General features: G+C 31.3%; 11 protein-coding genes and 1 pseudogene. All 12 read right to left on the reverse strand.

The genetic code is table 11. The features are described 5' to 3' along the window. Positions 1-28 precede the first annotated feature (28 nt). The gene (locus PGP85_RS14025; RefSeq protein WP_270328102.1) at positions 29-1405 is read right to left on the reverse strand and encodes an O-antigen ligase family protein; all 1377 of its coding nucleotides are present in this window, start codon (positions 1403-1405) and stop codon (positions 29-31) included. A 15-nt stretch (positions 1406-1420) separates the two neighbouring features. After that, entirely contained in the window at positions 1421-2500 is a 1080-nt protein-coding gene (locus PGP85_RS14030; RefSeq protein WP_270328105.1) for a glycosyltransferase, read from the reverse strand. A gap of 55 nt (positions 2501-2555) precedes the next feature. After that, positions 2556-4094: a lipopolysaccharide biosynthesis protein gene (locus tag PGP85_RS14035; RefSeq protein WP_270328107.1), complete on the reverse strand. Its 1539-nt coding sequence runs from the start codon at positions 4092-4094 to the stop codon at positions 2556-2558. Positions 4095-4119: 25 nt separating this feature from the next. Then, positions 4120-5097 (reverse strand): glycosyltransferase family 2 protein, encoded by a 978-nt coding sequence (locus tag PGP85_RS14040; protein WP_270328109.1) that lies wholly within the window; start codon positions 5095-5097, stop codon positions 4120-4122. Further along, on the reverse strand, positions 5097-6152 hold the full coding sequence (locus PGP85_RS14045; protein WP_408639899.1) for an NAD-dependent epimerase/dehydratase family protein: 1056 nt from the start codon (positions 6150-6152) through the stop codon (positions 5097-5099). The genes PGP85_RS14040 and PGP85_RS14045 overlap by 1 nt, the downstream gene beginning before the upstream one ends. Positions 6153-6162: 10 nt before the next feature. Further along, positions 6163-6864: an IspD/TarI family cytidylyltransferase gene (locus PGP85_RS14050; RefSeq protein ID WP_090402067.1), complete on the reverse strand. Its 702-nt coding sequence runs from the start codon at positions 6862-6864 to the stop codon at positions 6163-6165. Continuing rightward, positions 6865-7737, reverse strand: a complete 873-nt coding sequence (locus PGP85_RS14055; protein ID WP_090402065.1) for a LicD family protein — start codon at positions 7735-7737, stop codon at positions 6865-6867. It abuts the gene before it with no gap. Between the two features lie 15 nt (positions 7738-7752). Continuing rightward, positions 7753-8793 (reverse strand): glycosyltransferase family 2 protein, encoded by a 1041-nt coding sequence (locus PGP85_RS14060; protein ID WP_090402063.1) that lies wholly within the window; start codon positions 8791-8793, stop codon positions 7753-7755. Positions 8794-8807: 14 nt separating this feature from the next. Beyond that, positions 8808-10199, reverse strand: a complete 1392-nt coding sequence (locus tag PGP85_RS14065; protein WP_270328112.1) for a sugar transferase — start codon at positions 10197-10199, stop codon at positions 8808-8810. Positions 10200-10660: 461 nt separating this feature from the next. After that, positions 10661-11989 carry a glycosyltransferase family protein gene (locus PGP85_RS14070; RefSeq protein WP_333490240.1) on the reverse strand — a complete coding sequence of 443 codons (1329 nt, stop codon included), beginning with the start codon at positions 11987-11989 and terminating at the stop codon, positions 10661-10663. A gap of 203 nt (positions 11990-12192) precedes the next feature. Then, entirely contained in the window at positions 12193-13158 is a 966-nt protein-coding gene (locus tag PGP85_RS14075; protein ID WP_090402057.1) for a glycosyltransferase family 2 protein, read from the reverse strand. A gap of 508 nt (positions 13159-13666) precedes the next feature. Beyond that, positions 13667-14914 (reverse strand): annotated as a pseudogene (locus tag PGP85_RS21320) (LTA synthase family protein). Positions 14915-14942 lie beyond the last annotated feature (28 nt).

A 14942-nucleotide genomic window follows, 5' to 3' on the forward strand; every position in this document is an offset into this window, starting at 1 on the left:
TTACGTGCTCATATTTGTCAAAAAAATACTATTTAATTTTAGGTATATTTTTATAACTTCCAATCAGTCTTCCAAGAAACAACCAGAAAATAAGACTACCTATTGTATGCTCCAAAACAAATTCACTATTAATACATCCAAATAACGCATAAGCAAAAACGACTAGAAAATAGATATATTTGTAACTACTACTCATAGCTTCTTTCCAATTTATACTCTTAACAACTTCAAAAAAGCTCCTAATACAAAAGCTAAAAAAAGTGAGTCCTCCTAAAATACCAGTAGAGGCAAGTACATTAAGATACGAATTATGAACAATAAACCCATTCTGTGCGATAAACGTTGATGGCAAATGTTCCCTAGCATAAGGGATCATATTTTTAGGGGACGTTCCTACTAGCCAACTAGATTTGAAAATATCTAAAGCACTTTTCCAAATAGAAAATCTTAAATTGGAAACATCATCACTTTCAGCAACATCTTTTCTTACTAAACTTGTATTTGATTGAGAATTAGAAATAATTTTTCCATTCATCTCATGAAGACTCAGTATGTTTAGAATATTATTAAATAAATCTTTAGTAAAATCTATTAATATGTGCAATGAAAAAATACCAGCTATAGCAACTGCAATCCCCAAGAAGACGCCAACAATTTTATTATTCTCAAATCTTTTGTTATCTAATACAAATATAAATACTGAAAGTGAAAATAAAATATAACCAACTACCTCACCAGTTCTAGATCCGCTTAATACGATGTAGATGAATTGAATGAAAATGTTAGCAATCAAAAAGACTCTAAGACTGGTCCTTTTTATTTTAAAAATATAATATAGCGACAATATGATAACTATCACTGCACCCGTTGCAGCATAGTTTGGATCTCCATATAAACCAAATAATCTAGACTCTAAGAAGCCTACTCGAATCCTGTCTCTTGGAGAATAAAATTTTTCAAATCCAAAATTCAGAAAGAACATAACTAATGATGAAAATGTAAGAACAAACCATGTAATAATTAAAGTAAAATCAATACTTTTAAAAAAACGATTATCTTTAAAGTGTTCCTTTGCAAACTCATAAGCTAAGAAATAGTAAATGCAGCTCCAAATAAGTAGTTTTATATTTGGAATAATCCCATATTGTCTATTAAATATACTTGAAAGCAAAATAACTGTCGAAAATAAAATTAATAATTTATCGTAAGGGAACCTTTTTTTCTTTAAATTACTAAAAAAATCAATTCCTAATAAAATACCACCCCACAGAGCCAGAAAGGTAAAAAACATACCGTCATATTTAGAAGGCATAAGACTATAAATATTTATAGAACGTAATAGAAGACCTGCCAACAATGTAAAAAAATAAAACTGTTTTATCATACTTAAATTGAGTTTTCTCACAAATAACACTTCTTTCTAACTATTTAATACAATATTCCACTTTTCTAAGATGTTAGACATTTCAAACGATTTGGCCTTTTTCAAAGCTTTTTTTTGATATGACTCTCTGAGATCAAAATTTTCAATCAAAGAATTTACTTTATCAGCCATCTCATCTGTATCGAAATCACTTACTAGTATCCCATTTTCACCTTGATTTAATAACTCAATTGCACCAGAGTGATCAAAACTAACTACTGGAAGGCCATATGATAAAGCCTCTATAATGACTAAAGGTAACGCTTCAGTTCTAGAAGTAGATAAGAATATGGAGCTGGACAAGTAGTGTGCTTTCAATTCATCACCTGATAAAGGTCCTACATATTCTATCTTAGTTGAAACCCCATTTTTATTTATTAGTCTAAAAAATTCTTCTTCTTCTTCAGGTGTTCCCTGCCCCGCAACCCTAATAGTCCAACCATCAGATATTCCTTTAGCTACATCTACCAAAAAATCCAATCCCTTTATTTTTATATCTAGACGAGAAGTAAACGAAATTACATTTTCCTTTAAATTTGCTTTTCTATCAGAATTTAATACCATGGGATTATATATTATAAATGAATTCGGATTAATTTGTTTGTATACCTCATAAGCTTTTTGCGAGAGACATACGATAGAATCAGATGATTTGATAGCAGCTATAAAAGCAAGATGATAATTTTTAGTAATATCATTAAAGCAATAATCCGTATCCTCATGCATCCATGAAATGATCTTGATATTGGGAAATATTTTTTTTATCGACGTAGAGAAAAATGCGACAGAAATATATGAGTTTAAAATTAAAATATCAATTTCTTTTTCTTTTATTATTGATATTAGGCTTTTCAACTCCTTTTTGGTATATTTGCTTGGTGTAAAAGATTTATCATTAAACAGAAACTCTATAGTCTTTCTTGATTTAATCCACATTTTTTCAAAAATAGAACGATTAGCATTAATCGGTATCATTTTTTTTTGATCCAAGCTCAAAAAATTATCGTCCTCTAAAAAAGGCAAAAAATAAACAGTATTTGTTTTTGAGAGTTCTTTTCCCACAATTGATGCAACCATATTAGCCCCCCCCTGACCAAACGAGGGGCTGACAATTCCTATATTCAAAAAACCACTACCTTTTTAAGATTTTTTTTCCTACCGATAATACAAATTGGAACTCTGTTCGTTTTCTATACAAAAAAATATATATGATTAGGGATATCAGTCCAGTTATAAAAACTTCAAAAATAAGAAACAAAACACCATTGTTTCTGCTAAAAAATATCATCATTATCTTCTTAACGATTAGTCCACTACACAAAAGCTCTAAAATATACCTTACAAATAACACGACAAATGATTTGAAGGGCCGATTCAAAGCATTCTTGAATATTACGAACCCTTCGTACCACACAACAAATCCTAAAGATGAAAAAATCGTCCCTAACAGCACTCCATTAATACCTAAATCAAAACCCATTAAAAAAATTAGCGATAAAACTAGATTCATCATAGCCTCAATTACTGGTTTGTATCTTTGCTCCCAGTATAGACCAAAAGACTCTATAAAAATGAAATTTGTATTTCTGTATACTTGTATTACATAATTGAAAATTATCAAAAAAATAGTTACATCAGATAACACATACTCTGAACCTATCCAAATACTAATAAATGGGTTAATTACGATAAGTAAAATAATTGATGAAAAATATATCAGGGAATGATTGACAAACAGGTGGCGTTTGAATAGATCAAACGCTCGCTCCCGCTCACCCGAGATAGCAAAATTGCCTAAACTTGCAGTAATTGAATTTGTAATCTGTTTACATAAGTTCTGTATACTGACTATTATTAATGAATAATTAGAGTATATCCCAACCGCCGTTAAACCTACAAAACCCGAAATTAGAATATTATCAGTCCCCATCACAATAACCCCACCAAGTTTTGAGGACATATTTCCTATAACATTCTTCTTTATCTCTTGCTTTAATTCAGGTTCGATTTTATCTGGGGAAACCTTTTTTAAAAATGGGTATTTTCTATCTGTAATAATTGAAATACTGATATTTCCGATCAGTGTGAATACAATCTGAGTGACCAAGAAAATAGTGAAATTCTTAAACAAGTATAAACAGATGATTTGGATAACATTTAGTACAAATAGAAAAACAAAATCGTTCAATGCCACCAAATAGTTTTTTTGATCCGCAATAATTAAAGAACGTTTATATGTAAAAAAGTAACTCACAACAGAATTCATCAAAAATAGAATATAATAAAGATAAACGTTTGTCATTTCTATATTATTGCTATCCTTTATTATGAACGGGAGAAGTGGGATAATAATTAGTCCGATAATACCTATTGCTATCCCTATCATCTCATAGGCTTTTTTATACAGCCTCATGAGTGATACTATATGCTTCTCATCATTTTCTGCCAATGGTTTGTATAAAGAAAAGACAATCGAAGTGCCTATACCTAATTCGGCTAAAGAAAGGAAACTCAAGATATTACTAAATAGTCCATTAAGTCCCAGATACTCAGCACCTAGATAATGAATAAAAAAACTTCTAGCCGCAAATTGTATTAATAGTCTTAATATATAAATGAACATCGATATAGATGAATTAAGGATTGAATATTCTAATCTGCTCTTTTTCATAAAAAATTATTATCCACTTTCTTTTTTAATTCTTGATCTTCAGTAAATTATACTGATACTTTACAGGAAGTTTGTACATTGTTGTTCCAAACAATAAAAATATTAATGATATCTTTCTCCCCTTTGTTAATCGGTCATTACTCATAATAAATGAAAAATTATTGAGTAAAAACTTTCGAATACTTTTTGAAATATTTTTGGCTTCTTCCGTTTTATCTGAAAGTACCAATTTATCAAGAACAATAAAATTTGCCCAACATACACGAGTATGTACTTCGTTTTTAAATAAAGGATAATTTTTTGATATCCATTCTTCATTAATCTTCCAAACTTCGATAGTATCTAAATCACTGATAGAAAATTTTTTACTAGATATACTTTCATCTCTATGAAAATAAAAATATTTTTGATTAGTATCAACTATTATTTTTTTGCAACGATCTAATACTTGAAAAATTATTGCTGCATCTTCTGTAATGATTCCAACTGGATACCTAATCGTTTTAAAAATATCCCGTTTGTATAATTTATTTACTGCATGAACAGAAACCAACTTAGCTTCTAAAATCATTTTTATCATTTCACCCTTAGTACAAACCTTCCTGAACTCAGGTAAAATTTTTGGTGCATTTTCTTTATAAACATCATAGATTCCACAAATTGACAAATCTGCATTTTCCCTAATAATATTTTTATAAAGAAGTTCATACATATCTTCTGCGATATAGTCATCACTATCAATAAAACCTAAATATTTTCCTCTAGCTGCTTCAATTCCGGCATTTCTCGCGTCACTCAGTCCACCATTCTCTTTATGGATTACTCTAACACGAGAGTCCTTCTCAGCATATTGATCACAAATTGCTCCCGAGTTATCAGGAGATCCGTCATCAACTAAAATCAATTCAAAATCTTTAAAAGTTTGATTCAGGATGGAATCAACACATTTCTCTAAATATTGTTCTACATTATAGACTGGAACAATAATACTAATCTCACACATTAAACTCGCTCATTTCTGATTAACTCTACTGTATTTTTTAATGCTTCATTCAAGTCGAATAGTGGTTTCCAGCCTATGGATTCAATTTTTACCGAATCCAAAACTGCCTGACTAGCCGTCGAAAATCCTTTACTTTCCTCTTCATCAGGTAAATCAAAAATTACTTCCTTCTTGTTGAGATTAGCTAATCCTTTGGCTAAATCTTTTAAATGCAAATCAAATTCTGGAACAGCGATATTGTACGCATCCCCATTTTTTCCGTTTGCGAGTAAGTAAAGTAATGCATATACCACATCTCCAACATATGCATAAGAGAAGTATTGATTTCCTTCACTTTTTAAAACGATATCCTCATTATTCACAGCATTCAAAATAAATTGAGATGAAGCCTTTGAATCATTTAGCAACATAGTAGGTCCAAAGGTACGACAAATACGAGGGATAACAATATCTAAATCATACTTAGCAATGTATGCTTGGCACAGACTTTCACTGGCTCGTTTCCCCTCCGGATAACCAGCTCTTAAAGTATTGCAATCAATGTAGCCACAGTAATCTTCTGTAAATTTCTCAACGTCTCCCCTATTTTCACCATAGATTTCAACGGTTGAAAGAAATGCTATTCGCTTTGGATTAGTATTAACTGCAAAATCCAATACCTGCTGTGTTCCCATTAAGTTGGTCATAATAGTACCGATTGGATCTGAGGAATATGCTCTTGGATGTGTATTACTAGCTCCGTGAAAAATATAATCCACTTCTTCGTTAGGATTAATCGGCTGAGTTACGTCACCTTCAACCATATGAAAACAAGTATTGTTTAAATACATGGAGAAGCGTTTTTCCATACGTTCTATGCTTCTTCCCATCGCATAGACATGAATATTAGAATTGTAATTCTTATTTCGATTCATCAAAACATCGATCATATACGAACCAATCATTCCAGTCGCACCAATAATCAAGAAGGAATGGTTATCAATCTTAATCCACTCGTTTTTCGCGTGATTAATCTTATCTAACTCAGCTAAATAGATTTCATTGTCCAATAACACACTTTCACCTCTAATCCTTCATTTTCAAATATGCTTTGAAGAGTTCTAAATCATCCTGCGTTGTTAGTTTAATGTTCTTATCTGAACCAGCCGCAAAATATAATGTCTCTCCAAGTTCAACCATCATAGTATTTGTATAAGAAGAATCTGTCATCCCAATATCTTCTTTGACTGCTTTGTCATAAGCCCAACTTAGTTTCCCAAACTGATATGCTTGCGGAGTAGAAACTCGCCGTAAAGTATTTCGATCGATATATTGCTTCGTTGTCTCTTCTGTATCTTTCAGGAAAATCTGTTCATTATAAGGTAATGAAGTAACACCATTTCCATGCTCTTGACACTTTACGATTACATCAGATAAAACAATCTCGTCTACCAATGGACGAATACCATCATGAATAATAATTGTATCGTTTTCGTCAGAATGGTCCTTAAGGAATTGAACTCCGTTGTTGATAGACTCTTGTCCCTTAGACCCGCCAGAAATGATCCATTGAACCTTTTTCAGATCATACTCTTTAATATATCCCCATAAGGTTTCTTCCCAACCAGATTTACACACAACTAAAACGCGATCTACTAGAGGATGATGCTCAAATGACTCTAACGTATAAATAATAATAGGCTTTCCTTCAATTGTTATAAATTGTTTAGGGATATCCTGCCCCATTCTTTTCCCTACACCACCGGCAATAATTAATGCTGTAATCACTTATTTATCCTCCTTATTAGTCAAATAGTAAATACCTTTATATTTTTTATATGAGTTATCCGGATCGATAAATACCGTTTCATGATGCGTCACTCGCTGTTTTTCCGGAGGCAACTTCATATAATCTCCAAAAACATTCGATAGATAGTTATCATAACCAATTGGTATCGGTAATTCTGTGTCTTCAAAACTAACCTTCTTCGCAGCCGAAAAGTCCTTTTCGGGATATACATTTCCCATATATCGAGGACCAACACATAATTCAGTAACAAAATCGGTTTTCATCGAATTGAACTTCATCATTTTTTTCTCTGCAAATTTCCAAACGTGAAATTTATTATGTGCAGTAGGTGCCAAAGCTAAGAGGGTTTTCCCCAGTCCAGCAAAAAATTTTCCGTGATTTTGTGGAATTTGTTGACTACAGTAAATAGCATAGACTAATGCCCAAAATTTTTGGATTTTCCTTTGATAGTTTTTTTGAGGAGCAATGTCCAAAGGAAAAATATCAATTTGAATTCCATGGCTAATATCTAAATCTTCCTGATAGGTTTTGATGAACGTTGTTTCTTTATCTCTTAGCGTAGTGAATGAATTCCGATCATTATATTCTTTCTCGGCTCTCAATAAAACATATTTATTATTGCTTTCCTGTTCTTTCCAGAGTACCATTAATCTCTCGTAATCAGCCCTAGGCATAAAAAAATCTAAATCATCATCCCAAGGGATAAAACCTTGATGGCGAATTGAACCAATGGCTCCTCCACCACACAAGTAGCATAACAATTCATTCTTATCGCAAAAATCAGAGAAGTATTTTGCGAGTTTCAAACTGGTTTCTTGTACTTGACGCAACTGCTTGTCTGTACTGTACATACAATCCCTCAATCATTAATATTTTCTTTTTAATAGCGCCATTACTCTAGGCAACTTTGATTCAACAAATGAACCAGTGCTAAGTACCAACATTAAGATAGGTTTTGGCATATTAAAAAGCAGTTTAGTAATTTTTTTTGCCGTAGTATCAGTGACCGCACTCTTCCTAGCTTCTATAATCGAGGCGTCATTCAAAATTGAATTAATTTCAATTTTTTTTTGTTTTCTATTAATTTCCTCTGTTTCTAAAATAGAAAAAATTACTGATGTCGTTCCTTTAAGTAATAAGGCCGCCATCCCTTCTTTATTCTCATTATTAGTGATAGCATTGCCTCGCTCATAAAACTCTTTAAAAGTAGCAAACTTATCTTCATTATATTGATTTGTGATACCTTGACCACCATCAAACTCATAAATATACTCAACTTTCGGATTCATCACGACTAACGAACAATACTTGTAATAGTCCAAATTGAAAATTCGATCCTCACAGCTACGATAGTTTTTAAACCGTATATTATGATTTATAATAATATCTCGTCGATAGCACTTGTTCCACACAACATACATCAACTGCTTACTCATTAATTCATACATATCTGCTAGGAACTCTTTATTACTACTATAAATATATTCATCAACTAGATACTTTTTCTCATCAACAATTTTTTCTTGATTGAGGGTTCTAAAAGTAAAAGAACTGATAATTAGATCCAATTCTAAGTTATCTGAAATGACCGTTGAGTAATCCTTCAATATCGTTTTCTCAGGAAAATCATCTGCATCAAAAAATAGAAGATAGTCACCTTTTGCATGTTCAATTCCATAGTTTCTCGCCAAACCTGGACCTTCATTTTTTTTAGTGAATAAAAGAAATCTTTCATCATCACCAATACTATCCTTTATCGTTTTTTCCGTATTATCACGAGAGCCATCATTAATCAATAATACCTCAAACGGTAAATCATCAAGTTCTTTTAAAACCTCAATGGTTTTAGTAATAGTCATTTCAGCGTTATAAACCGGAATAATAATACTAAATTTTGGTGTAGACATTCTTTCACCTCAAATTATTGAAGAATTTTTTCTTTCGGAAAATCCATTTTATCTAACGATGTACATACTTCTTCTTCTTCTAAACCTTGAGAAGAAACCTTATCAAACAGAATTTTAATTGTTTGTAACAATATTTTCAAATCCAACATGAATGAATATTTCTTGATGTATAGTAAATCGAATTTTAACTTGCTATTATAATCAGACGCGTATTTTCCATAAACTTGCGCGTAACCGGTAATTCCTGCACGAACATTGTGCCGCAAATAATAATAAGGATTTTCTTGATTGAACTGCTCCACAAAAAATGGCCGCTCTGGACGCGGACCAATGATAGACATATCTCCCTTTAGGACATTGATCAATTGAGGCAATTCATCAAAACGTACTGCACGGATAAATTTACCAACTGGAGTTACTCGAGCATCATTACTTTTAGCTAGCACTGGTCCAGATTTAGATTCCGCTGTTGCACTCATCGAACGAAACTTATAAATCGGGAATTCTCTTTGATCTTGTGTAATTCGAATTTGTTTATAGATAATTGGTCCCGGTGATGTTGCTTTTACTAGGATAGCGGTAATTAGCATAAATGGAGAAGCAATCACCAATAAGATTAGCGAAACTACAATGTCAAAAAGTCGCTTAAGCATTGCATCTTCTGAGGGAATTTTGAACCCTGAAGATTCAATAATGCTTTCATCTTCAAAGTTCATAATATTGGGATTAATAGTTACCAAATTTTCAAATGTCGTGTTTAGGAACAATTTCTTTTCCTTCTTAGTAACAAGTTGATACACTTTGATTTTTTCAGATTCCTCAATTTCTGATGCTAAATAAACAATATCTACATCTTCAATGATCCTAACTAGGTTATCATAAAAATGATCTAATACAACTGACTGTACTTTATGTTTATTATTTTTTTGCGAGGCGAAGTTTTGAATTGCAGGAGCAACATCCTTCTCAAAGCCAAGAATCGTCACCTTTTTATCTGAACTCAATCTCATATAGGCCTTATAGATAATCGTACGATAGACAATCAGTAATATGGTTCCCAATAAGAACGATAGCAAAATAACTGTTCTTGGAAATGCAAACCAACGTCCAGCAAAGGTAATAATCATAATTCCAAGAGCCATCAAGAACTGGCCAATAACTGTCACAAAGACGATGTCACTGACAATCCGATTATAAAATACATACGTTCCTAGTAAGACATTCAAAATTACAAAGAAAACAGAAATAAATAGCGCGGAACTTTCAAACGTCTGGAAGTTTCTTTCTGGAATGGTTCCACCAAACTTTAGCCAAAAACTAAAATAGACGGAAAAATTATAAACAACCACATCCATCAAAATGATAAAAATACGACGGGCGGCGCTCCATTCACCACTTTTATTCATACAAACACTCCTAATCCACGAAATAATCCATTACACATCTTACCATACAGGCAAAAAAAAGAGTAGCTTTCCTAAGAAAAGTAATGAAAAAGAAAAGAACAAAAAGCAGGTCATATCAATTAATGTCCTTGCTTTTTGTTCTGAAGTTTCTCCTGGATATGTAGATTTAAAAAAACACACTGAAAAGTAGTCAAAGATTTGCTACTATTCAATTAATGTTAATTCTTTCTTCGTTTAAGAGACCCACACATTTTTTTTACTGATAAAAACCTCAGTAATAATAATCATTTCTATTACTCGCTTAATATTAGACTGTAAAATAGGATAAAACTATCTTTTAGTTAAACTCCAAGAACTTTTAACACTCTATTTATAATTACATTCTGACTTCAGCCTTCTGTTAAGTTTATTATTAATCCTGATGATCAAATTTCTTAAACTTAATCAATTAATAAAGACGTTTAGATAGAAAATCGCTCTATTCTATTAGAGTAGGAGTTTAACCAACTAATTAATCCATTTGAAGAAATAATCAAAAAAAAGGGCAAGTATTGAATTAAATATCTAGACCTTCCGCCTTCGAATAGTAATAAATAAAGAAAAGCACCAATAATAGTCAATTTCATACAAAATACAATAAAATGATCTTTATTGATTCTATGAGAATATATTAGACCGATTATTATTATTAACCAAATTACTTGCATACAGAAACGAATTATACTAGTCTTTTTCCCTTGTTGATAATACAAATCTCTCAAAAATGATTGAATTCTATTTTTTGATTTTTCTTTGGGAATTTGTGGAGTTCCATCAGTTCCCCACCCGAAATCTCCTCGATCAGTATTATTAAAATGTTTTTGGATTAAAAACGCAGTATATCCGTACGGCTTATGGTTCCGCAAACGTTGTTTAATGATATCTACGTTAGACTCTTTTCGCAAAGCTGGATCCTTTATATCTTTATCGCGTTTCACATCGTCAGCGTTATAACCACCGTTCCCACTAAGACCCATCATCACAAAGTGTGTCCAAGGCATTGCTTTTTTAGAATCAATTTTGACGATTTCTTGGTTACTCATAAAATGATCGAAGATAATAAGCGGAAGACAAAATGAAATAACGACTAGACCACTCAGAATGATATTTTTCCAAGCCCAATAAGGCCTCTCTATATATTTGATTATCTTCATGATAGCCCAAGCAACAGCATAAATAATAGAAGATGGTTTAATCAAAAAGGATACTCCTATAATTATTCCTAGAACTATTACAGTTAATAAAAATGGCAATCCAGAAATATTTTTCAAATTTGAGTATAAATACAAAACTATAGTTACTAATAATAGACTAATTTGATCAGTATAAGGAACCATTATCCATGGTGAAAGCATAAACAACCCCATATACAAATATAAACTTAGATAAGCCACTTTCTTGTTAAATAACTCTTTCGTACCCATGTACAAGATCAGAGCTGCTACATCAATTAGAATGATATTAAATATCTGAAATATTATCCATTGTCCGCTAAGTTCGGGGGAAAATGAAGATATTACTATGTTGTAAAAATACATAATAAAAAAATATAATTGATTATTTGGATAGACAGACAAATAATCATTAATCCTGCTTGGATTACTTACATTAGAGATAACCCCACCAACGTCCCATCCAATTGCTGTCGTTACATTCATCAAGACAAAAATTTGACAAGTAATAGTGGATATAAAAAGAATTAATGTAATTATAAAAATTTTTCTTTTAAAAAAAAACAATGCTCTTTTCATAAATAATATAACGCTACTTTTTAAAGATGAATGAGCTAAAATTATAAATAAGATTATCACTGAAAAAAACAGAAAGAAAACAAACATATGCGGAAGTTCGGAAATATTTAAATTTTTTGATCGGATCGCTCCGAAAAAGGTTAATCCTACGAAAAATAGATAGCAATAATTAATTTGTTCTAGTAAGTACTTCGATATTCTTTTCATAGTTCTCCATTCATTTCACTGTGAGTAATTTCTTCAATGATATATCTAGGCCTTTTTTTTGTTTCAAGATAAATTTTACCAACATACTCTCCTATGATACCCAACGAGAACAATATGATTCCTCCCAAAAACCAAACCGAAACGATTAAACTACTCCAACCAGAGATAGTTTTGTCTTGAAAATGACGTATTAAAATGTAAAATAGCATTAAAATGCTAATAAGTGAAACAGCGACACCTAAGAGTGTTATAAATCTCAATAAAGAAACACTTAAAGAAGTAATTCCTTCGAATGCAAGAAATAGCATTTTTTTCAAAGGGTATTTGCTCTCTCCTGCCAAACGTTCATCTCGAGTATAGTATACCGATGAACTACTATAACCAACCATTGGTACCAAACCTCTTAAAAATAAGTTTACTTCGGAAAAACTAGATAAACCTTCTAAAGCTTTATTACTCATCAATCTGAAATCAGCATGATTATATACAATATTCGCCCCTAAGATTCTTAAAACTTTGTAGTACGATTGGGCAGTGATTTTTTTAAAAACAGAGTCACTATGACGATTATTTCTAACACCATACACTATTTCACTACCTTCATGAAACTTATTGATCATATCTTCAAAACAATTGATGTCATCTTGCAAATCAGCATCAATTGAAATTGATATATCACACTGATTTTTAACACTCATTAATCCTGCTAACAAAGCGTTTTGATGTCCTTGATTTTTCGTTAATTTGATTCCTACAAAAATGGAACTTTTTTTCGAAAGTTCAGATATTTTTTCCCATGTTTGATCAGTTGATCCATCATCAACAAATACAATATAACTTTTTTTGGATATTTGCACTTTACTACTTAAATCATTTAACTTATCTTTTAATTTTTTTGCAGTATAATCTAACATTTCCTCCTCATTGTAACAAGGAACAACTATAGCCAAGATTTCATTCATTTTTTTAATCTCCTCTAAATAAACTATAACAAAAAAATTCAATCTCCATTCTATCACAAAAACACATACCAATTTATGAATTGGTATGACTCAGTTAAATCTAACAAAATTAAATCAACCTCGTCAATATAACTAGTTTTATACAGTAAGCATTACATTTACTAATGAGAATTTCGAAAAAAGATACTATAAGCTAAAAGAACTTTGATAGTTCTCGAATCAAAACAAAAAAGTTACCTAAATTTATTCTAATCATCCATATAAAATCTATTTTCGAGTTACATTGGATAATCATATTAACACTTAAAACATTTTATTCTGAATGTGGCATACTGGTTATCCTACTTACTATACATAGATATAGAAATTCTAAATGTAATAAACTAAACGTGTAGATACAATTGTTCTAAAGGCTTACTTATTCAAAATCATCAAAACGAAGTAGTTGTTAAAACGGACGCTTCATTTCATATTTATAAGAATCCTCGAAATTAATGATACTATACACTTATTTTACTACCTTTTTAGAAGCCCAATCTGCAGAATACTGCTGCCCCGCAACTAAATCATATTGAATAAGCAAATAGTCACTTAGTAATTCCTTTTGCTTATTTGAAAGAGAATTATCATCTAATACCTCATTTTTATCATTAACAAATATTTTCTGTCCATTAAAACTATTCTGACTGCTGGAATTCGGGTCATTTGTTGTCGCAGGAATATTTTCTGATACTTGGGTCAATAATGCATAGAATGGTGTTACTTTTATATTGGCCTTTTCAAATGCTAAAGCCGAGAATACATATGGTGAAACAAAACTTGTCTCTTCATGGTCTTTCCGCTCATCTAAAAACTTGTTGTTATATATAAAATAGTCCGTTTCTTGAAATAGTAACGGTTCTTCTTCCAAATTATTTTTGTTATATATTCCTGGCAAATGATCTCCATAAAAAACTAAAGTAATTGGCCTTTTAATATCGTCAATCTCTTTAATGAAATTTTTCAAAGCCTCATCTGAATAGCTTAACCCCTTTAGGTATGTGTTCATTACTTCTTAATTTTCTTTAGTCACAACGGTTCCTTTATGATCAAACTCATTTTGCTCGTAATAATTACTATATGGCATATGATTTTGCATAGTCGTAAGTTGAATAAATTGAGTTTTATTCCCATTGCTATTGCTATTAATCACATCTAGTGTTTCATTATATGCTGATTCATCAGAAACATAGGGATTTTTTTCAATTTTTTCAGTATGCTTAAATCCATCTGAACTTTCCAAATAATGAAATTTGTCAAATCCAAGTTTTTTAAAAACATTAGTTCGATTGTAAAATGATCCCCAATATGGATGTATTGCAACTGTCTCATCAAACAGATTAAGTACGCTAGGTATCTTATCTTGCTTATTCACTAATTGTGTATACGGTGTTGGTAGGGTTGCATCTAAATTACTCATATCCATCCCAGTTAAGGTTTGCCACTCCATATTGGCTGTCCCCCCCCCATAGGCAGAAGACAACATTATACCATGTGCTGTTTGACTAGAAATACTCTTAAAAATCGGTATTGGATCAGCCTTTAGTGTGATATTAGGTAATCTAGACGGGTCGCTAAAACTTTCGCTTAACAAAAATATCACTGTTTGGTCCTCGGCCCAATCGTTTCGTTGATCATTTATATTGTTCCCAATCTCTTCATATTTTTCCATAATTTTTTGAATACTTTTTTTTGAGTAATCAGGAGGGGGGACCATTACTTTTACATCAATATTACTGATAAAC

Origin of the sequence: Enterococcus malodoratus (assembly GCF_027659535.1) — a bacterium.
In the GTDB taxonomy this organism is placed as follows: domain Bacteria; phylum Bacillota; class Bacilli; order Lactobacillales; family Enterococcaceae; genus Enterococcus_A; species Enterococcus_A malodoratus.

Excerpts from the sequence above, each read along its gene's own strand:
- PGP85_RS14030 (WP_270328105.1), bottom strand. The coding sequence starts at position 2,500 with ATGGTTGCATCAATTGTGGGAAAAGAACTCTCAAAAACAAATACTGTT.
- PGP85_RS14035 (WP_270328107.1), bottom strand. The coding sequence starts at position 4,094 with ATGAAAAAGAGCAGATTAGAATATTCAATCCTTAATTCATCTATATCG.
- PGP85_RS14040 (WP_270328109.1), bottom strand. The coding sequence starts at position 5,097 with ATGTGTGAGATTAGTATTATTGTTCCAGTCTATAATGTAGAACAATAT.
- PGP85_RS14055 (WP_090402065.1), bottom strand. The coding sequence starts at position 7,737 with ATGTACAGTACAGACAAGCAGTTGCGTCAAGTACAAGAAACCAGTTTG.
- PGP85_RS14060 (WP_090402063.1), bottom strand. The coding sequence starts at position 8,793 with ATGTCTACACCAAAATTTAGTATTATTATTCCGGTTTATAACGCTGAA.
- PGP85_RS14065 (WP_270328112.1), bottom strand. The coding sequence starts at position 10,199 with ATGAATAAAAGTGGTGAATGGAGCGCCGCCCGTCGTATTTTTATCATT.
- PGP85_RS14070 (WP_333490240.1), bottom strand. The coding sequence starts at position 11,989 with ATGAAAAGAGCATTGTTTTTTTTTAAAAGAAAAATTTTTATAATTACA.
- PGP85_RS14075 (WP_090402057.1), bottom strand. The coding sequence starts at position 13,158 with ATGAATGAAATCTTGGCTATAGTTGTTCCTTGTTACAATGAGGAGGAA.